The organism is Anaeromassilibacillus senegalensis (assembly GCF_001261775.1).
GTDB classification, from domain to species: domain Bacteria; phylum Bacillota; class Clostridia; order Oscillospirales; family Acutalibacteraceae; genus Anaeromassilibacillus; species Anaeromassilibacillus senegalensis.
In genome coordinates this window covers 208,365-233,520 of the sequence record NZ_LN868538.1, presented here as the reverse complement: position 1 = coordinate 233,520, position 25,156 = coordinate 208,365, and the positions used below count along the sequence as shown (strand labels likewise).

The following is a 25,156-nucleotide window of genomic DNA, read 5'->3' as shown; positions in this document are numbered from 1 at the left end:
GGGAAATGCTGGTACTGATCACATATGATGTCAACACGGAGACGCCGGCAGGAAAAAAACGTTTGCGCAAAGTAGCAAAACAATGCGTTAATTATGGACAAAGAGTGCAAAATTCTGTTTTTGAGTGCATTCTGGATGCGGCCAAATGCAAGGAGGTACAGCATAAACTGGAAGTTCTGATCGACCCCAAAACAGATAGCCTTCGGTTTTATTATTTAGGAAACAACTATAAAACAAAAGTAGAACATGTTGGGGCAAAACCATCTTTTGATGTCACGGAACCTTTAATTGTGTAAGAAAGGCCAGTGCGAATCGGAAGCTAACATAAAAATGCAGGGAGATTCGCACTGGCGAAAATGAAATTTGAGTCTGTATTGGAAAATTGCAACCTAGATGAGAAGCTTTAGTTTGCGTAAAGAGTGGAAATAAATTGGATATATGTATAAGTTGCATTAGTAGAGAGGGTGATAGTTAGATACTTTTGCTGTCAGGCTCCGTGCGAGCCTGTGGGTTGAGATATAAAAAAGCCGCCCAGGTGAAAACCTGGGCGGTGTCAGGTTACGTGCGAGCCCATGGATTGAAAGCAGCACCCCGACACGGGTGGAAGGGGTCCCTAGGTCAGGCTCCGTGCGAGCCTGTGGGTTGAAATACTCTGAGTATCCAGAGGTTTTTTGGCGGAGTATGCTTCCAAATAGTAAAGCTTGCTGTAAAGATTGGGCTCTTTTTACTTTATCATTTGCTTTTCAATTTGGAGCAACGCTCTATCAAAAAGCTTTTTATCTATCAAACTCCGGGTTAAACGCATAGAAGTTTTTGGAGTTCAAATTATCTGTTGCAATTCGTAATGCTTCGCCAAAACGCTGGTAATGCACGACTTCACGTGCACGCAGGAACTTGATTGGATCGCGTACGTCGGGATCGTCTGCATAGCGAAGAATATTATCATATGTCAGACGAGCCTTTTGTTCTGCAGCCAGGTCTTCATGCAGATCGGCCAGCATATCTCCGGAAACAGCAAATGTGTTTGCGCTGAACGCTTCTCCGCTTGCCGCCTGTGGATATACAGCAGTGGTATGATCCACAAAATACGTATCAAAGCCGGCCTTTTTGATATCTTCTGTGGATAGACCACGGGTTAACTGATACACGATGGTGCTGACCATTTCCAGATGCGCTAGTTCTTCTGTACCTATATCGGTCAGAATTGCCTTTAATTCCGGATAAGGCATGGTGTAACGCTGGCTGAGGTAACGAAGAGATGCACCCAGCTCGCCATGCGGTCCTCCGCATAGTAAAAAGAGAGGAAAATTAGACTTGATAGTGGATTTCCAAATGCTGATTTTGAGAGTCAAACACAATGTATTTAATGAAAGTGCCTAACAAACGATTTTTGCCCAACGGTAAAATATCAGGATTTAATAGAAGTGTTGGCAACGTGTAGGCTTCTTCGCTATGAATAGAGAGAAACAGACAACACTTTTCCTGAAGCAGAGCAATTTGACTTTTTAGTCGTTGTTTTTCTTCCTGGTACTCCTCCAATGTTTCAACCCCGGATTCGTATGCGCATCGCAGCCGGTCCAGTCTCTGTTGCTCTCTTTCAAGCTGAACCTGGAGGAATTTCCGATTCCTTGAGCAGTCGGACAGCTCCAGTGAAATCGAGCAGGAGTTCAAATCTGCACAGCAGACTGCAAGGACCATGCTCTCTAACTTTTGTACGGATATACAGTGAGATACATTGCAGGTACCGTGGGCATATGCCTGACATTGAAAGGAACTGCGCGAAGATTTTACCAGTCGCGCTCCGCAGTTGGAACAACGCACAAGGCCGGATAGAATCGTTGGCTGTGCCGTTTTGGCGTGTTTGCTTTGTTTTGCCTGAGATTGATTCAAACGATTCTGCACCTGTGTCCATAGATCAGGGGAGATGAGAGCTTCGTGGCGTCCATCTGTGAGCAGGGCGGATAGATCCGATCTGCGTCCGACGGTATCGGCCGTATGCCATTGAATTTTTCCTGCATAGACAGGGTTGTAAAGGATGTAACGAATCGCACGGCTTTCCCACAAATTTCCCTTTGCGGTGCGGATGCCAAGCGCATTCAGCTCCTGTGCAATTTCCCGGAAAGATGCGCCGCCGTTAAAACGGCGGAAAATGGACTGTACGACAGGGGCCGTTTCCGGATTCGGCAGGTAGGCTTTTTCCCGGATCATGTATCCGAACGCGGGAGGCGTTACCGGTTCTCCCCGGCTGACCTTTTCCTGCATACCGCGCTTTACTTCCTCCGCCAGATTGATGCTGTAGTATTCGTCCATGGCTTCAATGATTGCCTCCATAAGCATGGAGAGCTTGTCGTCCCCCAGTTGCTCTGTGACGGAGACAACGTCGATTCCCAGCTGTTTGCGGAGCATGGATTTATATACAATGCTATCCCGGCGATTGCGTGCAAAACGGCTGAATTTCCACAGGATGATGCAGTCGAATGGTTTTGGTTTTTGCTTGGCAATGCCGATCATCTGCATAAAAGCCGGACGTTTTTCCGCTTTTTTTCCGCTGATCCCTTCTTCCTCTCGAAAAATATATTGCTCCGGAAGGGAAAAACCGTTTCGCTGGGCGTAATCCCGAATAACTTTTAACTGGCTGTCTGGACTGTATTCCAACTGTCCATCCGTGGAGACGCGAATATAGGCCGCGGCGGTTTTCATGGCATATCCCTCCTCATTATCATGTTTAATCAATCGTTTGAGGGAATATGTAAAAATTCTGCATAGGACAATCCATAAAAAGAATACGCTTTTTCAGGAGGGATGCTTATGGGTTCGAAAGGATTTACGGCGGCCGTTTTTATAGACCAAGGGGAAAAGACAACAGAACTTGCTTCCTATTCGTTTTGTAAAAATCCATCGTCTCAAGGAATTTATTGTTACGAGCTGGAAACGGGAGAAGAAGCAATTCGTGAAGGGGATAGGGTGGAAATCAACCAAAAAATAGCGGAACATTTAAAACCGGTTTTGTGTCAATTAAAAGAAGACGCCTTATGGAAAGAGAAATAGGAACTGCCGCAATTCGCGCGACAGTTCCTATTTCTAGTTCATCAGCAGTTCTACATATTGCTGCAGGTCATTGACGGAACGGATTTCTTCGGACCTCATACTGATTGCATCCTGCATATCGGGGGGAAGCGAGCAAAAGTACAACTGTACATCGGGTGCTTCCTCGAAAAGGTCATCCAAGCTGTTGGCCATTTGACATCCCTCCTGTTGCATCAAAACGTCACATGTCTTCTTCTGTCTGAAAGTTGACGGCGAAGGCGTGCAGATCGTCCATGGAAGAAATGCTGTCCGCTTTGTATCCGAGCGTCTGTTTGACATCGTACGGAAGCAGGGAATAGTATTGGCATGCTTCATAGTCTTTGGACAGCAGTTGGTACATGTCGGCATATTGTCCCATATTACCATCACCCCGCTTTTAGTTTTAACAGGAAACGGCGTTTTTAACAGCCGAAACTTTTTTCAAAATTTTCTTCTACCTGTTTCCAATTGATCACGGAAAACCACCTGTCCACATATTCGGGTCTGCGATTCTGGTATTGCAGATAGTAGGCGTGTTCCCACACATCCACAAGCAGCAGAGGGCGCATGAAGCTGGGAAGGGGCGTATCCTGGTTCGGCGTTTTTACAACGTGCATCCGCCCTTCCTGGTCGACGACCAGCCAGGCCCAGCCGGAGCCAAACTGCGTGACGGCTGCAGTTTTCATTTTTTCTTTCCAATCCTCAAAGGAACCGAAATAGCGGTTGAGTTCCTCCATAAATTTCTGGGAAGGGCGTGTGTCTTTCTCCGGTCCCATGCAGCGAAAATACAGCTGATGATTATATACGCCGCCGGCGTTGTTGCGTACAGGCGTACGAATGGCTTCCGGCAGGGAATCTCCCTGTGTAATCAGCTTTTCCAAGCTCCAATCGTGGTAATCCGGAACCTTTTCCAGCGTTTTGTTTAAGTTGTCCACATACGTCTGTAAGTGTTTATCGTGATGAAAATGGAGCGTTTCCGCGTCGATCTGCGGTTCCAGCGCATCGTATGCATAGGGAAGAGGCTCCAGGGTGAATGGGTAATGCTGGCTCATGGAATCATCCTTTCTTTTTGTGATGGGTATTCCCTTTATAGTATGTTGCGGAGCATGTGTTTCATGCGAATGGGTGGCTATACAAGTTGGAAATGGCCCCGGAGGAAAATTCCAGCCGGAGCCATTTTATTAAAAGCTGAAAGTCAGTTGTCACCGCGCGTCAGCTTGTCCACATAATTGCACAGGCTTTCAAAGGAGTTTACACCATCCGCGCGTTCGCTGATGGTTTCCTGTACGTAGGCCGGCAGGGTTTCAAAATATTGGCGCGCTTCGCCATCGCTTTCCAGCAGGCTGTAAAGATCGCTGTATTTCTGCATGTTCGTATCACCTCCGCGCTTAGTCTTTACGAAAAAGAACGGAACATACATCACGAACCGCCATGCGGTCCACCGTACTGCGAGATGACGATTTTAGCAAGTGCGGCGTTCGGATTTTTAATTTTAATTGGATATTGCAGCCTTTTTTCGTAAACCCACATTAGTTATCATCCTCCATTCCGGTTTCCCACGGCCACGGGCCGGTAATCCAGGCCCAGCGGCTTGTGTTGGAGCTGGTCTCATGAAGAGGACCATAAGCTGCTTCGTATTGTGCGGTCAGTTCGTCCGCTTTTTTGCGGGCTTCGTCCAGTTTTCTTGCAGCGTCACAGTTGTTCGGATGGGAATCCAGGAAAAGGTGAAGTTCCCACATGGAGAAACGCAGAGAGGAAATTTTACGCATCAGCATTTCCTGTTCGTTCATTTGGGTTCACCTCTCCTTCCATAAAACGGTTTGTTCAATTCCGGGAATATCGTACCGTTATCCAGGCCCTGTTCCGGCGTGTAAATGGTGCTGAACTGCTGAAAAGGCACGTAAGCCATTGCAGGCACGGTTACAGCCGGCAGAGGAGTCGGTTGGGCAAGATCACACATCTGCCCATTCATATTGTTGGCCATAGTGACTCTCCTTTCAAGTGATTTTAACGCATTCCAATTTGGAATGATATGGAGCTTATCCCATCTTCATAGTATGCAGAGGGCAAGGACCCGGTGCCCTTTCGGTGCGCAAATTTCGCTTGTATATTTTCAAGAACTGTTATAGAATAAGAAAACAGCTGAAAAATAAAGGAAGAAAGCAAATGTCCGCATACTTGTGCGGGATGCAGAAATTTGAGGAACCGATATGGGGCATAAATTACTGGAAGTTTTAAAAAAGAACCTGTTTGTCATAATTACGATCGTTATATCCGCTGGTGTTCTGTTGTATTTTTTATTTACCACCGACGGAATTACCTCGCTGGGGCAAATTGCCTCCAGTATTCGCGTGGAGTGGCTTTTGGTGGTGTTGGGCGCCATGGCGGGCGGTTGGGTGCTGGAAACCTATGTGCTCAACGTCTTTTGCAAACATCTGTACCCCAATTGGCGGTATGGGCAGTCCTTTCATGTGGCGATGGTCGGCCTGCTGTACAGCGCGCTGACGCCGTTTGCCACAGGCGGCCAGCCGATGCAGATGTACTCTATGAACAAAATGGGTATGGATACCGGTAAAGCCGGTTCCATTGTAGCAATGAAAACGCTGACCTATCAGGCGATTATGGTGATTTATGCAATGCTCATGGTGGTGCTGCGCTTGGGGTATTTTCAGCAGAACGTCAGCAATTTTTCGTTTGTTACGATCATCGGCCTGGTTACCAACGGGACGTTTATTCTGGCGGTCACGCTGTTTATGCTGAGTGAAAAGGCGACCAACCGCTTCCTGCGTTTTGTCATGCGCACACTGTACCGGTTCCGCTTCTGTAAGCATCCGGTTGCAAAGTACAAAAAATGGCATAGTCAATTAAAGATGTTTCACGATAGCGCCCGGACGATGGGGACTTCCCCGAAGGTCTATTTACAGGCGGGTTTCTTTACTGTGGTGCAAATTACGCTGGCAGGTTTAATTCCCTACTTCATTTTCCGCAGCTTTGGTTTGGCAGGAAATCCGGAGGCAACCGTCCTCACTATGCTGGCGGCGCAGACCTTTGTGACGATGGTTTCCGCCTTTATTCCGCTGCCGGGTTCCTCCGGTGGGGCGGAAGGCAGTTTTTACCTGTTTTTTGGCATGTTCTTTGGACCGACGATCATTCCCGCTATTATGCTATGGCGGCTTGTCACATATTATGCGAATATTCTGTTCGGCTGCATTTCCGCCTCCACAGGGCGTAAAAAGTATCTGCCGGACGAGGAAAACCCCGCAAAAATGCAATAGAAAAAAGGGAGCCGATCGGCTCCCTTTTCCGTATAAACCGAAAAATTTACAATTTGTTTTCACCCCTTTGGTTGAAAAAAGAAATGAGCTGCACTATACTGAACCTGAATAAAATGGAATTTTTGGTAAGGAGTGTTTGTTTTGCAAAAAATATGGTTAAAAAGAGGATTGGCACTGGCACTGTGCCTGCTGTGCGCGGGTGGTGCAGCTGTTTATATGCCGCCGGTGACAGCGGACGCGGCTGTTTCCGTTGCAGCGGCGAGCCCGGTGATCCGTCTGGATACGGCAAGCTGTGAACTGAAAACAACGGCGCAGAAATACTATTTGGCGGTTACTGTCACACCGGACCGCGGCACGCCGCCGGACGCGGTTTCCTCCAATCCGGATGTAGCAGTGGGAAAATATGTGAAGAAATCCGGCAGCAACTATCTGTATGAAATCAGCGGCCTGAAAGAGGGCCTTGCAACCATTTACCTGCGGTATGCCAACACGGAGAACATGCTGGCAGTCAAGGTAGGGGATGAGAAGGGGACGGTCAATGTCCGTGTGCCGGAGGGTTCAACCCTGCGTGAGGTGGCGCAGACATTGGAGCGCAGCGGCGTGTGCACCATGAAGGCCGTTTTTGACGCGGCAAACAGCAGTGCCTTTGACAGCTATTCCTTTATTTCCTCGATCCCCAATGCGGACAGCCGTTATTACAAACTGGAGGGCTATCTTTATCCGGATACCTACAACTTCTGGAAGGGACAGAATGTGGAAAGCGTGCTGAAGGCCATGCTCAACAATTTCCAGACAAAGACGGCAACGATCAACTGGCAGAACAGTGCGGGGCTGACAAAGGAGCAGGTGCTCACTTTGGCGTCCCTGGTACAGCGGGAAGGCACCGCGGCGGATATGGCGAATGTCTCCTCTGTATTTTACAACCGTCTGAACTCCGGCAGCAGTGTAAATGTGTACCGCCTGCAGGCGGATTCCACCATGTACTATCCGTACCGGGCAAAGGGCAACGTGCCCTCTCAATTCCCGGATTTCCAGAGCACCTATAATACCTACAATTTTGAAGGTTTGATGCCCGGACCGATCTGCAATCCAAGCCTGACAGCGATCCAGGCGGCGCTGAATCCGGCGTCTACCAATTATTACTATTTCTGTCACTCAGCAGCGGGCAGCTCCTATTTTGCATCGACGCTGGAGCAGCACAATGCGAATCTGGTGGCAGCCGGGCTGCGCGCGGCAAATACAGGCGCTGTGACTGCGTAATGTTCTAAATTTTAAGTTCAATAGAAATATCAAAAAGGAGGCCCTTCCAACGTTTGGATGGGCCTCCTTTTTGATGCACACGGAGAGAACATTATAAATACCTATGTTAATTGCAGATTTTTTTCTGTTTTCCATAAAATTGCGGTTAGGATCGTTGCGCAGATGTCGGTTGCAAGTTGTGCCAGGATTAAGCCGGGGATTCCCCAGATATGTGTAAAGAGAAGAAGCAACGGAATAAAAAAGAAGCCTTGCCGGCACATGCTCAAGATGCTGCCCTGTTGTGCTTTGCCAATTGACAAAAAATAATTTCCAATGACAATTTGGAAGCCTAACGTCATAAAGGAAACAGCGTCGATCGTCAACGCCAGTCTTCCAATTTCCATTACGGCCATAGATTCTTGATTAAAGAGGTAGATCAACTGTTTAGAGAAAAGAATGCACACAACGCCAAATAGAATATTGACTGCGGTGCTCCACAGGAGGACGGTTTTTGTCGCCTCAGCAACTCGCTTTTTATTCCCGGCCCCGTAATTGTACCCTACGAGAGGGGAATACCCTTTTAAAAAGCCATACAGGATACTGGTGTCCAAAGACATGATGCGGTTGACAATTCCCATGGCGGCGATGGCTGTTTCTCCAAATGGGCGGGCGGCGATGTTGGTCAGGCTCACTGCACCGCCCGATAAAAGTTGGAAGATACAAACCGGCAGGCCGATTTTGAAAATTTGTCCATATACAACACCATCGGGTCTCCATCTGTGAATGGAAATATGAAGCAGGCTTTTTCCCCTCAGCAAATAGAGAAGATATAATACAGTGGAAATGAACCGGGAAACCAGCGTTGCGACCGCTGCGCCTGCAACACCCATATGGCATGTAAATATCAGGATGGGATCTAAGATCAGGTTGGTACAGCCACCCACCAGCATGGCAAGCATTGCAAAGGATGGATTTCCTTCGGCAACCAGTAAATTGTTCATCATGACGTTGAACACATTGAAGATCAGCCCGAAGATATAGATCATCCCATACGCCTTTACAAAAATCATAGTACTGTCTGTTGCACCTAAAACAGTCATCAGGGGATCAAAGCAAACCAGCATGCAGGCCACTAAGACTGAAATGATAATGGTTCCGGAAAAGATGGCAATGCTGCTACAGACAGAAACCTTCTCGTAATCTTTTTTTCCAAGAAGTCTGGAAATGTAGGAGCCCGCGCCGCTTCCAAACAGTAAACCAATTCCAGTCCCCACCATCGTAAGCGGGTAAACAATGGATACAGCCGCTGTCTGCAGGGTTCCCAGCTGACCAACAAAGAATGCGTCTACAATGTTGTACAGAGCAGATACCAGCATACCAATCATAGTGGGAATCCCCAGTTTTAACAGTGCTTTCTGAATCGGTTGTTTTTCTAAAAGATCCATTCTTTTTTGCGTTTCATCCATAAAAATAAAATCCTTTCCCTAAAGTGAATTTAGTTGCAATACTGTATAGCATCTAAACAAATACGGGTAAAAAAATGCCGCCGTTTGCGACAGCATTTTTTAAATACGGAATCATTCATTCAGCTTTTGATCAAGAGCATTTTCAAAGGAGGAAAGAAATTTAACCATGAAGGCGTAAAGTTCCACCGGCATATCTCGGAGCAATCGAATGGTTTCATCATTGGTTTGACGATGATACTCGTTATGGACAGCATAATTTTTTTGCCCGTCTTCTGTAAGTGTTAAAACCACCTCTGTATCCGAATGAGGGGAGCCCCTTTTTTCGATGGCGCCCTTGTCTACCAGCTTATAGATCATTTGAGAAGCTGCACCCTTCGTAATTCCTAACGTATGGGCCAGTGTCGTAATATTGATTCCCGGATGATCTCCAACAGCAGCGATTGTATGAATTTCAGCCCTTGACAGGAGTGTATCGGTCCCATAGGTGCGCTTCTTACTTTCCCATTGGTTGTATTTGTGAATGACTCGCTCCATTAGAACGGTAAGCTCTATACGTTCGTCTATCTTTCATCCCTTCCTTCTGTTTAGAATTTATATAGTATAGCTTCTATACATTAGAGTATTCCTTGATTCTGGAATTGTCAAGTGTTTATAAGAAAAACAGTGCGAAAAGTGCCAGATTATATTTTCCTTAATAAAAATGCTCCCGTTACTTTGCAATACAAAAAACGGGAGCATTTTCTTTTTTAAAATAGTGCGACCAGGCCTGTAAGCCGAGTTCTGTCGTGAACAGTCATCTATCTTGGCCGTGCGTTGCCGCTCCGGCTCAGTGCCACCTTCTCGGGACGCGCCGGGCCGACGCATGGTGTCCCTCTGCGGTGTTGCTCCGAATAGGGTTTGCAGAGCCGCACAGTCTCCTGTGCGCTGGTGAGCTCTTACCTCGCCTTTCCATCCTTACCGTAAAACGGCGGTATATCTCTGTTGCACTTTCCCTAGGGTCGCCCCCGGCGGCCGTTAGCCGTTATTCTTGCCCTGTGGAGCTCGGACTTTCCTCAGGCGGACCCTTTCGAGTTGCGCCCGCGACTGTTTGGCCTGCTCGCAGGTTATTATTTTACCGTATTTTAAAAGAGATGTCAACGCTGCGCTCCGCTCTTGTGCAAGGCGGTGTGCTCCTCCAGCAGGTTGTTTTTGATGTCCCACAGAGGCTGAGAGAGGTCCACGTAGTACTGGTGTGGATTTTCAAAACGCGTAACTTCATCCCAGAGGCTGTCCACCTGTTCCGCACAGTATGCTTTGATTTCCTCCAGGCTGCGTTCCTCGCCGATATAGCGGCCACCTTCAAACAGCTTCTTGCGCAGCTTCACCGCGCGGAAATTGGTAACCAGCTTGCGTTTCCAGATGTGCTCCGGATCAAAAATTTCATACGGCTGCGTGTCGTCGATTTTTTCTTCATGAAGGGTGATGACGTCGGCGATCGCCTTGCCGGTCTCGCGGTCAAACAGACGCCACAGGCCTTTAAAGCACGGCGTGGTGATTTTACTGACGTTTTCACTGATTTTAATTTTCGGCGTAATGGTGCCGTCTTTATTTTCCACGCCGGCCAGTTTGTAGACGCCGCCAAACACTGGCTCGGAGCCGGAGGTGATCAGTCGTTCACCCACGCCAAAGCTGTCAACTTTCGCACCTTGAATCAGCATATCGCGTATAATATACTCATCAAGAGAATTTGAGGCGCAGATTTTACAGTCGGGGAAACCGGCCTCGTTCAGCATCTTGCGGGCCTTGCGGGACAGATAGGTGATGTCGCCGCTGTCGATGCGGATGCCGGCGGGACGGAACCCGCGCGGAAGCAGCTCTTCGTTGAAAACCTTAATCGCGTTGGGAACGCCGGATTTTAAAACGTTATAGGTGTCCACCAGCAGTGTGCAGCTCTGCGGATACTCGCGGGCGTAGGCGCGGAACGCGTCCAGCTCGCTGTCGAACAGCTGCACCCAGCTGTGGGCCATGGTTCCCAGAGCCGGTACGCCGAACTGCGGGTCGCTGATGGTGCATGCGGTGCCGCAGCAGCCACCGATGTATGCGGCGCGCGCACCGTAAATCGCGCCGTCGGCGCCCTGCGCGCGGCGGGAACCGAACTCCATGACAGCCCGCCCTTCAGCGGCGCGGACAATCCGGTTTGCCTTGGTGGCGATCAGGCTTTGGTGGTTGATGGTCAGCAGCAGCATGGTTTCAATCAGCTGCGCCTGGATCACGGGGCCGCGTACAGTGACGATCGGCTCGCCGGGGAAAATGGGCGTTCCCTCTGGAACGGCCCAAATGTCGCAGGTGAACTGGAAGTTTTTTAAATCGTTCAAAAAATCCTCCCGGAAAATACCCTTGGACCGGAGGTATGCAATATCGTCATCGGTGAACTGCAGATTTTTGATGTAATCTACAAACTGCTGCACGCCGGCCATGATGGCAAACCCGCCGTCATCCGGAACCCGGCGGAAAAACATGTCAAAATAGACGATAGTGTCCCGGTAGCCGTTGGCGTAATATCCGTTGGACATGGTGATTTCGTAAAAATCGGTGAGCATGGTAAGATTGCGCGCGGACATTTCCTGAGTGGTCATTTTAAACATCTCCAATGATAGAATAGCTGCCGTGCGCTGAAGCGCGGCGAGCGATAAAAGCCAATATGCAAGAGCATAAACCCTGTTTTGCATATTATAACAAGGTTAGAAGAAAATAACAAATGAATTCTCTTGTAAAAATTGACGGGAAAGACCGTGTCGAAGAAGATAAAAAAATGTCGGATATTTTTATTGCATTTTCAACAAATAGATACTATAATAGAAATATCGAGTGAATTTGACTGGATATACCGGTGGATTGGAAGGTTTTATCCAGAATTCTCATCGTTTTAGGGGTTGTTATGGGTTAAATTTAATGAACGTAGGGAGTGAATTAGGATGAGATTACGCAAACAGGCACTTGGAACCCGCAATCTTGTTGGAGCGCGTGTAGAGATGGCCCGCAAAAGCCAGGGTATGAAGCAGAAGGAGCTTTTGGCTCAGCTTCAGGTTAATGGGGTCGACATGAACGCTTCCGGATTGTCCAAGCTGGAAGGCCAAATCCGTTATGTGACGGACTTTGAGTTATTGGCGCTGTCCAATATTTTGAACGTCTCCGTGGATTGGCTTCTTGGAAAAGAACAATAAGTTCTGAATGCCAGAGGGCGTTCCGCTCGGCGGGACGCTCTCTTTTTTATGCCCTATTGGCAAAGCTTACGGCAGAATGAATCCCTTCTATGTCCCATATATATGCATGGGGAAGGAGGGAACGCTTTGTTAAATCAGAAGCTTTGGGGGCGATTGAAGCCGTATGTTTTGTTTATTGCGTGTTACACGGCGGGCTTTGTGCTGTTCGCCTGTACGCTGCGTTTCACTTTTCCGTTTGTGGCGGGATTTCTGCTGGCGCTGCTTTTGCAGCCGGGCATCCGGTTTTTGCGGCAGCGCCTGCATGTGACCTCCGGGCCGGCCGCTGCTGCGGCAACGTTTGCCATTTATCTTTTGTTATTTGGCCTGGTGTTCCTGCTGGGACTCTGGCTGGTCAGCGAGATCAGCAATCTGATCCGCGCCATAGCGGAAATGGATATCGGCCGTTTGACAGAGCCGTTAAACCGGCTCATTGCACAGGCGGGCGAATTTGCCAGCCGCATCGATCAAAACTTTATTCAGGAGAATCAGAAACAGATCATCAATTTTGCCCAGACGGGTGCGTCGATTCTTACAGGTGTCCTGACGGCGGTGCTGGGGGTTTTGACCTCTCTGCCCACGGTGCTGGCGATGTTTCTGGTAATGGTGGTTTCCACGTATTTCTTTTCCAAAGATATGGTAAAGATTAAGGCGGCGGCAGTACAGGCTTTTTCACCGCGTATGGTAACGCACCTGCGCGACGCCTCCCGGCATGGCGTATCGATGGGCGGACGGTATTTTGCATCGTATCTGCTGCTGTACTTCATTACTTTTCTGGAGACGCTGGTGGTCTTTGCGTCTGTGGGGGTACCGTATCCATTGGTGTTGAGCATGATTGCCGGATTTGCGGATATCCTGCCGGTGCTTGGGCCGGGTGCGGTGTACCTGCCCGTAACCCTGGCCTATTTGGCAAATGGGAATCCGCTGCGTGCAATCTCGTTGCTGGTTTGCTGGCTGTTGATCACAGCGATCCGCCAGGTGCTGGAGCCGAAGCTCGTCTCTGCCACGACGCATATCCATCCCCTGACGATGCTGGCGGCGCTTTACTTTGCCTTGGTGGCAAACAGTTTTGTGTTGTTGATATATTTTACCAGTTTGCTGCTGATGCTTCAGGTTTTGAAACAGGCCGGAATTTTACGGCCTGTTTTTTATTGTGAGCGACCCCTGGCTTCGCCGGCAGAAAGGAAAATTTGGCAGAAAGTGCATTGACAGACAGAGTGCTGCGTGCTATAGTATTGCTGTACTAATACGCATAATACAGAAAGGACGGTGAGAGAATTGTTGTTTTCACTGGATTACAAGAGCCGGCTGCCAATTTATGAACAGTTGTATAAAAATATCACGCGCATGGCGGCACTTGGCGCCGCAGAGGAAAACGAACAGCTGCCTTCAGTCCGTGCGCTGGCGCAGGAGTTGGGCGTGAACCCCAACACCGTGCAAAAGGCTTATCAGCTGCTGGAGCGCGATGGCATTATTTATTCAGTGCCCGGTAAAGGGTCGTTTATATCAGAAAATATCAACGCTTTGTCTCAGCAAAAAGAAATGGCGGCACAAAAACTGCGGGACGCCGCAAAGAGCGCCCTGGATTGTGGGATGCCGAGAGAAGAAGCGGTGCGCCACGTGGAGAACGTCTATGAAAGACCGGCGTCAACAGAAACGAATGAAACACCCCTGAGATAAAAGGAGGGATTTACGATGATAGAAGCAAGAGAATTGACGAAAAAGTTTGATCGCATAACGGCGCTGGACCACATTTCGTTTCAGGTTCAGTCAGGGTCTGTGTTTGGCCTGGTAGGCAGCAATGGCGCGGGTAAATCTACATTTCTGCGCACTTTGGCGGGGATTTATCAACCGGATGGCGGCGAGATTTTGCTGGACGGTGAGGCGCCGTTTGAAAAGACCGCGGTAAAATCCAGGATCTTTTTCATTCCGGACTACCCCTATTTTTTGCCGCAGGCGACGCTGACCGACATGGCCGCATTTTATAAAAAGCTGTATCCCAACTGGAGCGACGGACGGTATGAAGCACTCTGCGGGATGTTTCCAATCGATCGGAAAACAAATATTGGCAACATGTCAAAGGGGATGCAGCGCCAGGCAGCGTTGATCTGTGCGATGGCGACGCAGCCTGACCTGCTTTTACTGGACGAAATTTTTGATGGGTTAGACCCGGTGATGCGGCAGCTGCTCAAGCGGATCATTGGCAGCGAAGTGGCCGACCGCGGTATGACGGTAGTGATTGCATCTCATAACCTGCGGGAGCTGGAGGATGTATGCGACCATGTGGGCCTGTTCCACAGAGGCGGCGTGCTGTTTGAGCGCGATCTGGATGAACTGAAGCTGGGAATTAACAAAGTACAGGCAGTCTTTAAACCAATGCCGGAATACAGCGCTTTTGAAGGACTGGATATTGTAAAGACGGACCTGCGCGGTTCACTCATCAGCCTTGTGGTCCGTGGAAAACAGGAAGAGATTCTGGAACACATCAATGCGCTTCATCCGGTATTTGCGGAGGTGCTGCCGCTGACTCTGGAAGAAGTATTTATCAGTGAAATGGAGGTGGCGGGATATGACATCGAAAACATCCTCAAATAAATTTTTATCCGAACTTAAAAACACGTATCTGTGGGCGTCAAAGAAGAACCTGGGCATGACGTCGCTGTTGGCGGTGCTGCTGTTCCTGGCGTTTCCGCTCGTTGTTTGGTTTTCCCTTGCCAATACGGAAATGAACATCTGGATACCGGCGGGGGAACAATATGCAAATGTTTTCAGACGGACGTCTTTTGCGTCCATGACCTTTTTTGTGACGCCGCTTTGTCTGCTGTTCGTCCTGCTGACGGCGGTTTCGCTGTTCCAGTACATGCACAATAAACGCAGCGTGGATTTGTTTCATGCACTGCCGGTGGGCCGTTCCGCCATGCTGCTGGGACGTTTTCTGGCGGGGCTGACAACGCTCTTTGTACCGCTGCTGATCAATTTCAGCGTGGTGGCGGTGGTCGGTCTGTCGTATGGGATCGAAAACAGTGGGACGCATATTGGCTATTTATACAGCGTGCTTCTGTGGCTGTTCCTGATGCTGGCAGCGGCGCTTTTGTTCTGTGTGCTGATGGCGGTTTGCAGCGGAACGACACTCGACATGGTTTTGTCCGTCATCGGCGTCAATATCGCCTACCCGCTTTTGATCCTGGCCGTTCTGTTTGTGATATCCTGCTTGCTGCCGGGCTTCAATACGGAGCACGTTTCACCTCTTTTGACAACGCTCATCTCTCCGTTTACGGCTGTTTTTGCAGCAATTTCATCTGTTGACCAGGCATTTGATGCTGAAAAAATCACTTTTTTAATTTGGTGGATCGTTTTTTCGGTCTTTTTGGCTGTGTTGTGCGTCTATCTATACAGAAGGCGCAAGAGTGAGTCTGCAGAAAACACCTTTGCCTTCGCGATTCCCAAGCAGATCATCCGGTTTCTGCTTACCGCGGTTGGCGGCCTGGGACTGGGGCTCATCTTCTACTGGTACAATTCCACGACCCTCAATTTTCTCCTGGGCCTGCTGATCGGTTCTTTGGTGGCGCACATCATTGTGGAAGCGGTATATTCCCGCGGTTTCTCCCGAATGGTGCGAAGCCTGGGCGGCTATGGCGTGTTTCTGGTGGTATTCGCAGCCTTCTACGGCATTGTCTGCACAGGCGGTTTCGGTTATGCGGATCGTGTTCCCAGCGTAGACCAGGTTGCAAGTGTAACCTATCAGGATTACTCTTATTACGACAGCTTTACGGACTGGCATTTCTACATTACAGATGAAAAGTACAATACGCTTGCAAAAGCGGAATCTCATGTGGTGCAGCCGGAGAACATCGAGAAGGTTCTTCAATACCATCAGGGCTTAATTGATTTCAAAAAGTCAATTGGTTTTCCGTACCGCATGGAACGACAGAACGGGACGCTTTGCAGCATTACGTATCATCTGAAAAATGGCAAAACGCTCACCAGGACCTACTGGGATGTTTACCGGGATTCGCATTCCGTCGGCCTTCCGAAAGAGCTGAAGGATCTCAGCGGCGAAATCTGCAATTCCAGGGAATACAAAGAGAGCGGGAATATGTTGTTTTATTTGACACCGGAGATTGTCACCGGCGTGCAGATCGAGGATTACACCCCGGAGAAAGAAACGACCTCTGTCTCCTATAAGCTGGCCCCGGAGGAGAGCGAAAAGCTGCTGGAAGCGATGCGCCAGGATGTGTTGGATATCGATGTGACGCAGGTGAAGGGCCGGTATGCGGAAACAGCGGAAAGCACGGAAGCGGCGGAAGTTACCCGCGGGGATAATGTGGCTCTCAGTTTAGTGCTTGGAGAAAAGGATACAAGGCTGTTTACTCCAAAGGAAGGCAGCAAATTAAAAGAGTTAATCGGCGCCTATTCTGGAAAAATTTCTCTGGAGCAGGGGCAATATCAGATGTCTGGCATGGAAGATAGCCATACATGGGCATTTATGAAAGAGCAAGGTTGGATTAAGTAAACAAAAATCCGTTAGAAATTTGTAAGAAATTTGTCACCTGGTTTGAAAGAAATTGCCGGTATCATGTGTATTACTGATAGAAGGCGATTTAAATAATCTACTCGAAGGGAGGAACGCCCCGGGCAAAACGCGGCGGGGACGGCGAACGATGAAAAAATGGATGGCGATGGGATTGATAACGCTGCTCTGCTTTACGGCACTCTGCGGATGTGGAAGACAGGAACCCTCCGCGGTGGTATATCGAGGCGGCGCAGCAGCCCCTCTGGTGACGCTGACCGCCGACGGCCCGTTGGACGTTCTGGACGAAATGCTGCGTTCGGTAAAACCCGCACAGGAAAGCACATTTCTGCCGGAGAACGCGGATTATGAAATCAATCTGACGCAGAATGGAGAGGCCCGGAGCGTAAAGGTCTGGCTTCAGAAAAACCGGGTATACCTGCGGGAGGGCAGCGACGGCAAGCTGCTGGTTTCTACCCAGGTGGACGCTCCCAAGCTCAACAATCTGTTTGAAGGTGAAATGACAAACGTTTAAAGAAAAGAATTGCAAACAGGCAGACCCTGCTGCAATAGATGGAAAAAGACGCCCGGTGGAACGTGTCCGCCGGGCGTCTTTTTTGCACAAGCTTGTTTAATTTTAGTCCTGCGGCTCAAACACATCTTTTCCCAAGCCGCAGAGAGGACATACCCAGTCATCCGGGATGTCTTCAAAGGCAGTGCCGGGCTGGATGCCGCTGTCCGGATCGCCCACTTCAGGATCATACACGTAACCGCATGCGGTGCAAACGTACTTTTTCATACTGAAAGACTCCTTTTTTAGTAAAATCCATTTTGATGGAATTCTGGCTGTTTCTTATCGTTCGCCAAATGCCCCGGTTTATGCGTGCGTCGATGGAAAAACACCAGAGAATTGGTTAAATCTAGCAGATTAACCTTCTAAAGTATAGTCAATCGATGGACGTTTGTCAATAGGAATGATTACTGAATTTAAAATCTACCAGATGTTCCGCCAAATTGCCGGGAAAAACAACATTGCGATGCATCTTGCGGACAAACGCTTCTGCTGTCCGGTAATCTTTGGATATAACGCCGCAAGCTTCTTCTGTTCTGTACGCCACAATCTTTGCGCAGTATCCTCTTTTTGGATTCCCAAGCAGGTAATACCGCAAGTTTGTGTTTGGCAAATACACATCCCCAATATGTCTTGTCAATTCCTGCGTCCTCCTTTTCTCTGTTGTGAAAATTATTCACGCGTGACATCTATAATGATAAAGTATAATTGAAAATAAAGCAAGAGAAAGAAAAAAGATTTTTCCACAAAACAATTGTTTGCGCTAGATGTTCCAAACGGGCATCGTCGCACGAATACATATTGTGTCGAATTTTAGAGGAATAGCAAGAATCTTGGAACAGAAAAACGGATTTTCATATAAAATGACTGACGTTTGTGCAAAATACAGTAAAGATGGCCAGAGATGAGATGATTCATGATCTAGCATACCATATCTTGTACATGGTTTCGTTTCCATGAATAATAGAGCACATACAAGCACACCGAACAAAGCGTTCCGAGTACCGCTCCGGCCAATACGTCGCTGGGATAGTGGACAAAAAGAAAAATACGGCTAAAGGCAATCAGAATCGCCATCACGAGCGCGGGGATGGCCTTTTTGCGGTATACCAGCAGCAGCATGGTCGCGGCTGCAAAGGAGGAGGCAGCGTGGCCGGAGGGGAAGGAAAAGCCGCTGGGGGGAGGGATCAGCAGGGCAACGGAAGGGTCGTCCATGAAGGGCCGCGGCCTGCAGATGATGTTCTTGAGAATGACTTCTCCCAGCAGATACGTAATGGCCAGTGCCGCCACCAGTAAAATTCCGTTCTTGCGGTGTTTTTTGATGAGCAGCAGGATCAGGGCTGTGCACAGCCAAATCAGGCCAACTTCCCCCAGCATGGTGATGATGGGGAACAGGAAATCTGTTACAGGGTTATGAAAATATTGTTGTATGAACTGCATGATGGATGCATCCAATACATCGCCTCCTTTTCTTTTATATCAGAGTATATATCAAAGCATAACGTTGTTTTTCCGCTGCGTCAATAGCATTCCCTGAAAACATACGCTTCCGGCTTCTAGCAGGAACAAACGGCTCATATAAATTGACAAAGGGCAGAAACATGCCTTGTATCCGCCTGTCACCGGGCGGAAAAGGGACAGGAGGGAACGGAGATTTGGAATGGCAAAGCCTGACAAAAGCGGAATGTGAAAAACGTCTCGGCACAGACGCACGGGCAGGGCTATCAACCCAGACAGCACGGGAACGGCTGAAACAGTACGGTAAAAATGAATTGGACCCGCCAAAAAAGAAAAGTCTGCTGCTGCGCTTCCTGGCGCAGTTTTCAGATTTTATGGTCATTGTCCTGCTGATTGCAGCGGGAATTTCTTTTGTTACGTCTTACCTGCAAAAGGACAACGATTACATCGATGCGATTATCATCCTAGCCATTGTGGTTATCAACGCCATCACAGGATTGGTGCAGGAAAGCCGCGCGGAAAAAGCCATTGAGGCGCTGAAAAAGATGAGCAGCCCGCACGCGCGGGTCATACGTGACGGAAAAGAATCCGTCATCGACGCGGCGGCGCTTGTCCCAGGCGACGTGGTTCTGCTGAAAGCGGGCGATCTGGTGCCGGCTGACCTGCGCCTTCTGGAAGCCTATGAGCTGAAAGCGGAAGAGAGCGCACTGACCGGGGAGAGCCTTCCGGTTTCCAAACAGGCGGAAAAAACGCACCCGGCGGGGACGCCGCTGGGAGACCGGAAGAACATGGCGTTTGCGACCAGTTCTGTCACCTCCGGGCATGGCAGCGGCATCGTGACAGCGACCGCCATGCAGACGGAGGTTGGCCGGATTGCGCACATGATCAATTCTCAGGAGGCACCGCAGACACCGCTGCAGCGCAAACTGGAGCAGACCGGGCGGTGGCTCGGCATCGGGGCGCTGCTTGTCTGCGCGGTCATCTTTGTTATGGGCCTGTTCCAGCATGTGCAGCCGCTGGAAATGTTCCTGATTTCTATCAGTCTCGCTGTCGCCGCCATTCCGGAGGGGCTTCCGGCGGTAGTGACCATTGTGCTGGCAATTGGCGTGCGCCGTATGGCGGCGAAGCGCGGAATTGTGCGCCGCATGCCTGCGGTGGAAACATTGGGCAGCGCGAGTGTGATATGCTCGGATAAGACCGGAACGCTTACCCAAAATAAAATGACGGTAGTGGAGTTGGCAACCGCGTCCGGAAAACTGGCGATAGACTCGAATGAAGGAAGAAACCTGCTCAAGCTGGCGGCGCTTTGCAGCAACTGCTCTTTTTCCGGAGGCGTCGTTTGCGGGGATCCAACAGAAGCCGCCTTGGTGCGGGCGTGCCCTACGTCTAAAAAGGAGCTGGATGCTTTATATCCGCGGGTGATGGAAATCCCCTTCAGCTCGGAGCGCAAGATGATGACCACGGTGCACCGGATGGAAAATGGAAGATATCGTGTCATTTCCAAAGGTGCGCCCGACGTGTTAATGACCCATTGTACCAGCCGGACAGCCGCCGGGCAGAACGATGCGATGGCGCGCCGCGCGCTGCGTGTTTTGGGCGTTGCCTATAAGGATATAGACGCTTTGCCGGCGGATAAAACGGAACTGGAACGCAATTTTAAATTATGCGGCCTGATTGGTTTGATTGACCCGCCGCGCCCCGAGGCAAAAGAGGCGGTGGCCCTTTGCAAGCGCGCCGGAATCCGCCCGGTGATGATCACCGGCGACCACGCGGCCACCGCTGCCGCGATTGCGGAGCAACTCGGTATTTTGCAGCCCGGACAGTCTGTCATGACCGGCGCGGAGTTGAACCGCACCAGCCAGGAGGAACTGACAAAAAACATCTACCGGTATTCCGTATTTGCGCGCGTTTCACCGGAGCATAAGGTGCGGATAGTGCAGGCGTTCCAGGCGCGCGGCGAGGTGGTCGCCATGACGGGAGACGGCGTCAACGATGCGCCCGCGTTAAAGACGGCGGACATCGGCTGCGCGATGGGGCAGTCCGGTACGGATGTCGCCAAAGCCGCCGCGGACATGATTCTGACGGACGACAATTTTGCGACAATCGTTGCGGCAGTACGCGAAGGGCGCGGTATCTTCGAAAATATTAAAAAGACGGTTCATTTCCTGCTATCCTGCAACATCGGCGAGATCCTGACAGTGTTTGTCAGTTTCCTGCTGCGCCTGCCGACGCCGCTGCTGGCCATTCAGCTGCTGTGGGTCAATTTGGTTACAGATTCCCTGCCGGCGCTGGCACTGGGTGTGGAGCCGATTGACCGTGACGTTATGGAGCGCAAGCCAATCAAGCCCACACAGAGCATTTTTGGCGGGGGAATGGGCTATAACATCATTGTGGAAGGCTGCCTGATCGGCTCGCTGGCACTGCTGGCGTACAGCATCGGGCGTATCTTCTTCGATGTGGATCCCGCGGCGCCGATCATCGGCAGGACAATGGCCTTTGCGGTTCTCAGCTTTTCCCAAGTGGTGCATACCTTTAATATGCGTTCCTCTGAATCTGTTTTTCGGGCTGGAATCTTTAAAAATAAAAAGCTGGTGTTGGCGGCAATCGCCTGCATCGCGTTGCAGTTGAGTGTGATCATTGTTGAGCCGCTGTCCCGTATTTTCAAGACCGCTTCCCTGGCGCCCATGCAATGGCTGGTCGTGGCGGCCTTGGCATTGGTTCCGCTGTTTGTAGTGGAGGTGGAAAAGGCGCTGGCAAAGCGTGCACGACGCAGAAAACAGCGCAAAGAGGATCGTAAAAAAGCGTTTGTTTCGTAAAAAAAGTCTGTGTGATCATTGGCAAAATTGACGATTCCCCCCGCCCTACGGCGGGGGGAATCACTCTTATCCTGTAAAATACGCACGAGGAGCCAGACTGTTTTACAAGATCAACAGAAATTAAGAATACAGGAGGAATATGCGGCAATGGTTTTGTCGCACCAGGCGTCAAAATCCGGGTCGGGCGTCTGACATTCAGGGTGGGATAGGACGTATTCTACTGTGCGCTTTACGCCTTGGTCAAACCGCGTGGTAGCGCAATAGTCCGGAACAAGGCGCTTTAGTTTTGTGTTGTCGAATATGACGGAATGCGCTTTGTCACCGAGCAGCGTGCCGAGCAGGTCCGGACGAAACGCTGCTAGCAGATCGGAAGAGATGTGCGTCAAATTTGGCTTGACGCCAAGCGCTTTGCCGATGGCGTCAAACGCCGCGTTCCAGGTGAGGCTTTCGTCGCTGGTGATGTGTACGGCCTGTCCAATTGCGTGCGGGTTGCCCATCAGACCGGTAAAGCCCTTGGCGAAGTCGGTATTGTGTGTAAACGTCCACAGGGACAGTCCGTCCCCATGCACGATCACCGGTTTTCCCTCCAGCAGGCGGGCCAGAACCTGCCAGCTGCCCTTTTTACCATGGATCGCCACCGGTACGCTGCGGTCGCCGTAGGTGTGGCTGGGTCGGACGATTGTCACCGGGAAGCCGGACACCCGGTAGGCAGTCATCAGCAGATCCTCGCAGGCGATTTTATCGCGCGAGTACTGCCAGTAGGGATTGTACAGAGGCGTGCTTTCCGTGATCAAATAGTTTGTGACGGGCTTTTGATAAGCGGAAGCGGAGCTGATGTAAATGTATTGTTCCGTTTTGTCGTGAAACAGCTCAATGTCCCGTGCGGCCTGCTCCGGCGTATAGGCGACAAAGTCGGCTACCACATCAAAGGTTCGTCCACGCAAAAGGGAAACAATCTGATCGACATCTTCAATGTCGCCCTTCAGCATTTCTGCACCCTTCGGTCCGCCGGTTCCGCTACGGGTCAAAAGGGTGAGTTCCACGCCCTGTTTGACAGCGAGTTCCGATACGGCAGAGCTGATCGTTCCTGTGCCTCCGATAAAAAGTGCTTTCATATTGCACACTCCTTCTTTTTGTATTATAATAACTTCTATAAAACATCTTGTTTTGGTGTTTTAATCGTAACACAGATTGGAATAATAATCTATCAGAATAAGATGAAATGCGGAGCAAGTTTTGCGGGAAGGGGAAGCTATGCTGAGGGATTTATCGGGAGTCCAAATGTTTTTTTGGAATGTATTGATTATTGGAATTTGGCATGTAGCCATATTTTTAGCATGTATCAAATTGCCGCCGGCCACCTTTGACGCGACAAAACCGCGCTATGCTGCGCGGGCCTGGGAGCATAACGGCCGTTGGTACCGCGATAAGCTGAAAATCCAGATGTGGAAGGATAAAGTACCGCAGCACATTGGCAAGGATGGATTCTCCAAAGCCCATTTGACGGATGTTTCCATTGAATATCTGGATGAGTTTATTATGGAAACCTGCCGTGGGGAATGGATGCATCTGACCAATTGCATTTGCGCGGTGGTGGTGTTGCTGCTCAATCCGCTGGGCGTTGGTTTGCTGTTTGCGTTTTTGATTCTTTTGGGTAACGTGCCCTTTGCCGTGATCCAGCGGTACAACCGGTTCCGCTTGCAGGTGCTGCGGAAGAAGCGCGTGCGCGATTTGCGAGCGGCGGCGATGGAGACGGACCCGGCGCCGGTTTCCGCTTAATTGTATATATCAAGGAGGAGTGACAATGCTGCGAAAGGTACTGTTGTTCCTCCTTGTTTTCTTGTTTGGAGCGATCTTTTTTCCAGCACATACAAGTGCTGCAGCGGAGGAATATTTCCAGTTTGCGGTGGACAGGCAGGAATACCGTCCGGGGGACAAATTATATTTATCCATTGATGCACAGAAGCAGGAGGAAGTCGCTGCAGGATTTCGGCTTTGTGCAGAGTATGACGATACACGCCTTTCTTTTGTCCGCGTCGAGACGTCCGACCAGATTAAAAGCAAGACGCTTTATACCGACAGCAGCGGCAACCCGGTGCGCAGCACCTATGTCTGCAATGTAGACATGGGCCATCCACCGGAACTGTCCGGAACGGTCATCACCTACGTGTTTGAGGTGAAAGAAGGTGCGGCTGCAGGAGAAACTGACCTGCAGATACATATGGACCAGATTTGCAATTGGGACGGCGTGCAGTTGAACCGGGACTGCAGCGCGAGTCTGAATTTTACAATACTGGCTGCAAAGTCCGGCAAGGCGTATTTAAACGCTTTAAAGCCATCCAATGGAAAGCTGGAACCGGTGTTCTCACCCGATGTACTGGATTATGTACTAAATGTACCGTCTTCTGTTTCCACAGTGGAGTTTCAGACAGAAGCTGCGGAAAATGGCAGTGTAAAGGTCAGCCGAAAAACTCTGCAAAAAGCGGGCAGCGCCACCACGATTACGGTTACGGCTCTTTCAGAGGATGAAAAGGAGCGGACGCAGTATGTCATTACGGTCAATCGCGCGGCGGTTCCCGAGGAAGAGGCGTATCTTGTTCAATTGGAACCGTCGCACGGCGTATTGCGTCCATCCTTTTCACCGGATATTTTGGAATATTCCGTAGATGTTGATGCGGATGTACAGTATGTCACCTTTCATGCGCGGGCTGGAGAGGACGGTTCCGTGAGTGTCAACCGGGAGAAGTTAAACCGCGCGGGAACCGCAACAGAGGTCAAAATAACCGCTCTTTCTTCTGACAAGAAAAACCGTGTGACCTATACGGTGACAGTGAATCGCGGGGAAGTGCCGGTTTATTCCAGTGTTGCACAAATTCCATATTTGACGGCACTGCAGCCTTCAGAGAGCGTTCTGGAACCCACTTTTTCACCGGATACTTTTGCCTATTTCATGCGGGTCGGTTCGGGAACGCGGGAGGTTATATTCCAAGCCAGTGCAAGCCCGGATGCGACGGTAACTATTAACCGCAAGACGCTGTTTAAAGCGGGAAGCGAAACAGATATTGTAGTGACAGTTCGTTCTAAGGATGGAAAAGAGAAGGTTGAGTATGTTGTAACAGTATATCGGGAAGAAGAGGCAATGACAACTCAAACGGACAGTGCTGCCAGTGGCAAGCCAAGAGGGCAGATCGTATCAAAGAGCGGTTCTGCGCCACAGGGTGAAAAATGGAATGAAACCGGACCAACTGGAGCTTCTTCTGAGGAGGAGACGTATACGCCAGAGATGCCGCCAGAGGTGCAGACCGTTCAGCCGGAAGAGCAGAGGATAGAACCGCTGCCGCAAGCAGGGAGCATACTGTTGCGGGAGGGCAATCAACTGCCCGTTTTCCTGGCCGGAATGGGCGGTACGCTCTTATGCGTTGTGTTGGGGGCTGGCCTCGTACTTCTGGTGCAAAGATTTGGAAAAAAATAAAAATAAAAAAATTAAAAAAACACTTGCAATTGAAGATTAGATAT

Annotated in this window: 27 protein-coding genes, 1 other RNA gene and 1 pseudogene; 13 read left to right on the top strand and 16 right to left on the bottom strand. The window is 49.8% G+C overall.

What is annotated here, in order from left to right; translation table 11 throughout:
* Window positions 1–5: 5 nt before the first annotated feature.
* Window positions 6–296, top strand: a complete 291-nt coding sequence (cas2, locus tag BN2106_RS11445) for a CRISPR-associated endonuclease Cas2 (protein WP_050698723.1) — start codon at window positions 6–8, stop codon at window positions 294–296.
* Between the two features lie 480 nt (window positions 297–776).
* Here cas2 and BN2106_RS11440 read toward each other — a convergent pair whose 3' ends face one another.
* Both BN2106_RS11440 and BN2106_RS11435 read right to left on the bottom strand, forming a co-directional pair.
* On the bottom strand, window positions 777–1,340 hold the full coding sequence (locus BN2106_RS11440; RefSeq protein ID WP_050699448.1) for a manganese catalase family protein: 564 nt from the start codon (window positions 1,338–1,340) through the stop codon (window positions 777–779).
* Window positions 1,309–2,700, bottom strand: a complete 1,392-nt coding sequence (locus BN2106_RS11435; RefSeq protein WP_050698722.1) for a recombinase family protein — start codon at window positions 2,698–2,700, stop codon at window positions 1,309–1,311. Before BN2106_RS11435 ends, BN2106_RS11440 begins: the two co-directional genes overlap by 32 nt.
* A 108-nt stretch (window positions 2,701–2,808) precedes the next feature.
* Between BN2106_RS11435 and BN2106_RS11430 the strand changes: the two genes are divergently transcribed.
* A complete protein-coding gene (locus BN2106_RS11430; RefSeq protein WP_050698721.1) occupies window positions 2,809–3,048 on the top strand; it encodes a hypothetical protein in 240 nt (79 codons plus the stop codon).
* 33 nt (window positions 3,049–3,081) lie between these two features.
* Here the strand turns inward: BN2106_RS11430 and BN2106_RS16225 are convergent, their stop codons facing one another.
* The 7 genes and pseudogenes from BN2106_RS16225 to BN2106_RS11405 all read right to left on the bottom strand — a co-directional run bounded on the left by BN2106_RS16225 (window position 3,082) and on the right by BN2106_RS11405 (window position 5,050).
* A complete protein-coding gene (locus BN2106_RS16225; RefSeq protein WP_154666516.1) occupies window positions 3,082–3,240 on the bottom strand; it encodes a hypothetical protein in 159 nt (52 codons plus the stop codon).
* Window positions 3,241–3,268: 28 nt separating this feature from the next.
* Window positions 3,269–3,445 (bottom strand): hypothetical protein, encoded by a 177-nt coding sequence (locus BN2106_RS16220; protein WP_195891837.1) that lies wholly within the window; start codon window positions 3,443–3,445, stop codon window positions 3,269–3,271.
* 43 nt (window positions 3,446–3,488) lie between these two features.
* The gene (locus BN2106_RS11425) at window positions 3,489–4,118 is read right to left on the bottom strand and encodes a superoxide dismutase (protein ID WP_050698720.1); all 630 of its coding nucleotides are present in this window, start codon (window positions 4,116–4,118) and stop codon (window positions 3,489–3,491) included.
* A 143-nt stretch (window positions 4,119–4,261) separates the two neighbouring features.
* Window positions 4,262–4,435 (bottom strand): hypothetical protein, encoded by a 174-nt coding sequence (locus BN2106_RS11420; RefSeq protein ID WP_195891836.1) that lies wholly within the window; start codon window positions 4,433–4,435, stop codon window positions 4,262–4,264.
* A 59-nt stretch (window positions 4,436–4,494) separates the two neighbouring features.
* Window positions 4,495–4,596, bottom strand: a pseudogene (locus tag BN2106_RS11415) (manganese catalase family protein); the annotation flags it as partial.
* The gene (locus BN2106_RS11410; RefSeq protein ID WP_050698717.1) at window positions 4,596–4,856 is read right to left on the bottom strand and encodes a spore coat protein CotJB; all 261 of its coding nucleotides are present in this window, start codon (window positions 4,854–4,856) and stop codon (window positions 4,596–4,598) included. The gene BN2106_RS11410 and the pseudogene BN2106_RS11415, both read right to left, overlap by 1 nt.
* Window positions 4,853–5,050, bottom strand: a complete 198-nt coding sequence (locus BN2106_RS11405) for a spore coat associated protein CotJA (protein ID WP_050698716.1) — start codon at window positions 5,048–5,050, stop codon at window positions 4,853–4,855. Before BN2106_RS11405 ends, BN2106_RS11410 begins: the two co-directional genes overlap by 4 nt.
* Window positions 5,051–5,276: 226 nt before the next feature.
* On the opposite strand from BN2106_RS11405, the gene BN2106_RS11400 reads away from it, so the two are divergent.
* On the top strand, window positions 5,277–6,341 hold the full coding sequence (locus BN2106_RS11400; RefSeq protein WP_050698715.1) for a lysylphosphatidylglycerol synthase transmembrane domain-containing protein: 1,065 nt from the start codon (window positions 5,277–5,279) through the stop codon (window positions 6,339–6,341).
* Between the two features lie 141 nt (window positions 6,342–6,482).
* On the top strand, window positions 6,483–7,601 hold the full coding sequence (gene mltG / locus BN2106_RS11395; RefSeq protein WP_154666514.1) for an endolytic transglycosylase MltG: 1,119 nt from the start codon (window positions 6,483–6,485) through the stop codon (window positions 7,599–7,601).
* Window positions 7,602–7,702: 101 nt separating this feature from the next.
* Here the strand turns inward: mltG and BN2106_RS11390 are convergent, their stop codons facing one another.
* From BN2106_RS11390 to BN2106_RS11380, 4 genes are all read right to left on the bottom strand, one after another.
* Window positions 7,703–9,046, bottom strand: a complete 1,344-nt coding sequence (locus BN2106_RS11390; protein WP_050698713.1) for an MATE family efflux transporter — start codon at window positions 9,044–9,046, stop codon at window positions 7,703–7,705.
* 111 nt (window positions 9,047–9,157) lie between these two features.
* Window positions 9,158–9,580: a MarR family winged helix-turn-helix transcriptional regulator gene (locus BN2106_RS11385; RefSeq protein WP_050698712.1), complete on the bottom strand. Its 423-nt coding sequence runs from the start codon at window positions 9,578–9,580 to the stop codon at window positions 9,158–9,160.
* Between the two features lie 219 nt (window positions 9,581–9,799).
* Window positions 9,800–10,145: RNase P RNA component class A (gene rnpB / locus BN2106_RS15425), an RNA gene on the bottom strand.
* A gap of 34 nt (window positions 10,146–10,179) precedes the next feature.
* A complete protein-coding gene (locus BN2106_RS11380; protein ID WP_050699447.1) occupies window positions 10,180–11,646 on the bottom strand; it encodes a nicotinate phosphoribosyltransferase in 1,467 nt (488 codons plus the stop codon).
* A 354-nt stretch (window positions 11,647–12,000) separates the two neighbouring features.
* Between BN2106_RS11380 and BN2106_RS11375 the strand changes: the two genes are divergently transcribed.
* From BN2106_RS11375 to BN2106_RS11350, 6 genes are all read left to right on the top strand, one after another.
* The gene (locus BN2106_RS11375; RefSeq protein ID WP_050698711.1) at window positions 12,001–12,249 is read left to right on the top strand and encodes a helix-turn-helix domain-containing protein; all 249 of its coding nucleotides are present in this window, start codon (window positions 12,001–12,003) and stop codon (window positions 12,247–12,249) included.
* Between the two features lie 126 nt (window positions 12,250–12,375).
* Window positions 12,376–13,494: an AI-2E family transporter gene (locus BN2106_RS11370; RefSeq protein WP_195891835.1), complete on the top strand. Its 1,119-nt coding sequence runs from the start codon at window positions 12,376–12,378 to the stop codon at window positions 13,492–13,494.
* Window positions 13,495–13,563: 69 nt separating this feature from the next.
* On the top strand, window positions 13,564–13,965 hold the full coding sequence (locus tag BN2106_RS11365; RefSeq protein WP_242846319.1) for a GntR family transcriptional regulator: 402 nt from the start codon (window positions 13,564–13,566) through the stop codon (window positions 13,963–13,965).
* A 15-nt stretch (window positions 13,966–13,980) separates the two neighbouring features.
* Window positions 13,981–14,880, top strand: coding sequence for an ABC transporter ATP-binding protein (locus BN2106_RS11360; protein WP_050698709.1), 900 nt, complete (start codon window positions 13,981–13,983; stop codon window positions 14,878–14,880).
* On the top strand, window positions 14,855–16,798 hold the full coding sequence (locus tag BN2106_RS11355; protein ID WP_050698708.1) for an ABC transporter permease: 1,944 nt from the start codon (window positions 14,855–14,857) through the stop codon (window positions 16,796–16,798). Before BN2106_RS11360 ends, BN2106_RS11355 begins: the two co-directional genes overlap by 26 nt.
* 148 nt (window positions 16,799–16,946) lie before the next feature.
* Window positions 16,947–17,330 carry a hypothetical protein gene (locus tag BN2106_RS11350; protein ID WP_050698707.1) on the top strand — a complete coding sequence of 128 codons (384 nt, stop codon included), beginning with the start codon at window positions 16,947–16,949 and terminating at the stop codon, window positions 17,328–17,330.
* Between the two features lie 102 nt (window positions 17,331–17,432).
* Here BN2106_RS11350 and rd read toward each other — a convergent pair whose 3' ends face one another.
* Both rd and BN2106_RS11335 read right to left on the bottom strand, forming a co-directional pair.
* Window positions 17,433–17,594, bottom strand: a complete 162-nt coding sequence (rd, locus tag BN2106_RS11345; RefSeq protein WP_050698706.1) for a rubredoxin — start codon at window positions 17,592–17,594, stop codon at window positions 17,433–17,435.
* Between the two features lie 693 nt (window positions 17,595–18,287).
* Window positions 18,288–18,821 carry a phosphatase PAP2 family protein gene (locus tag BN2106_RS11335; RefSeq protein ID WP_050698704.1) on the bottom strand — a complete coding sequence of 178 codons (534 nt, stop codon included), beginning with the start codon at window positions 18,819–18,821 and terminating at the stop codon, window positions 18,288–18,290.
* Window positions 18,822–19,021: 200 nt separating this feature from the next.
* On the opposite strand from BN2106_RS11335, the gene BN2106_RS11330 reads away from it, so the two are divergent.
* Window positions 19,022–21,640 (top strand): calcium-translocating P-type ATPase, PMCA-type, encoded by a 2,619-nt coding sequence (locus tag BN2106_RS11330; protein ID WP_074017519.1) that lies wholly within the window; start codon window positions 19,022–19,024, stop codon window positions 21,638–21,640.
* A gap of 110 nt (window positions 21,641–21,750) precedes the next feature.
* Here BN2106_RS11330 and BN2106_RS11325 read toward each other — a convergent pair whose 3' ends face one another.
* Complete coding sequence (locus BN2106_RS11325; RefSeq protein WP_050698703.1) at window positions 21,751–22,755, bottom strand: SDR family oxidoreductase; 1,005 nt, start codon at window positions 22,753–22,755, stop codon at window positions 21,751–21,753.
* Between the two features lie 232 nt (window positions 22,756–22,987).
* Between BN2106_RS11325 and BN2106_RS11320 the strand changes: the two genes are divergently transcribed.
* Together BN2106_RS11320 and BN2106_RS11315 are read left to right on the top strand one after the other, a co-directional pair.
* Complete coding sequence (locus BN2106_RS11320) at window positions 22,988–23,419, top strand: glycosyl-4,4'-diaponeurosporenoate acyltransferase CrtO family protein (RefSeq protein WP_242846318.1); 432 nt, start codon at window positions 22,988–22,990, stop codon at window positions 23,417–23,419.
* A 25-nt stretch (window positions 23,420–23,444) separates the two neighbouring features.
* Entirely contained in the window at window positions 23,445–25,112 is a 1,668-nt protein-coding gene (locus BN2106_RS11315) for a cadherin-like beta sandwich domain-containing protein (protein WP_050698701.1), read from the top strand.
* Window positions 25,113–25,156: the final 44 nt, after the last annotated feature.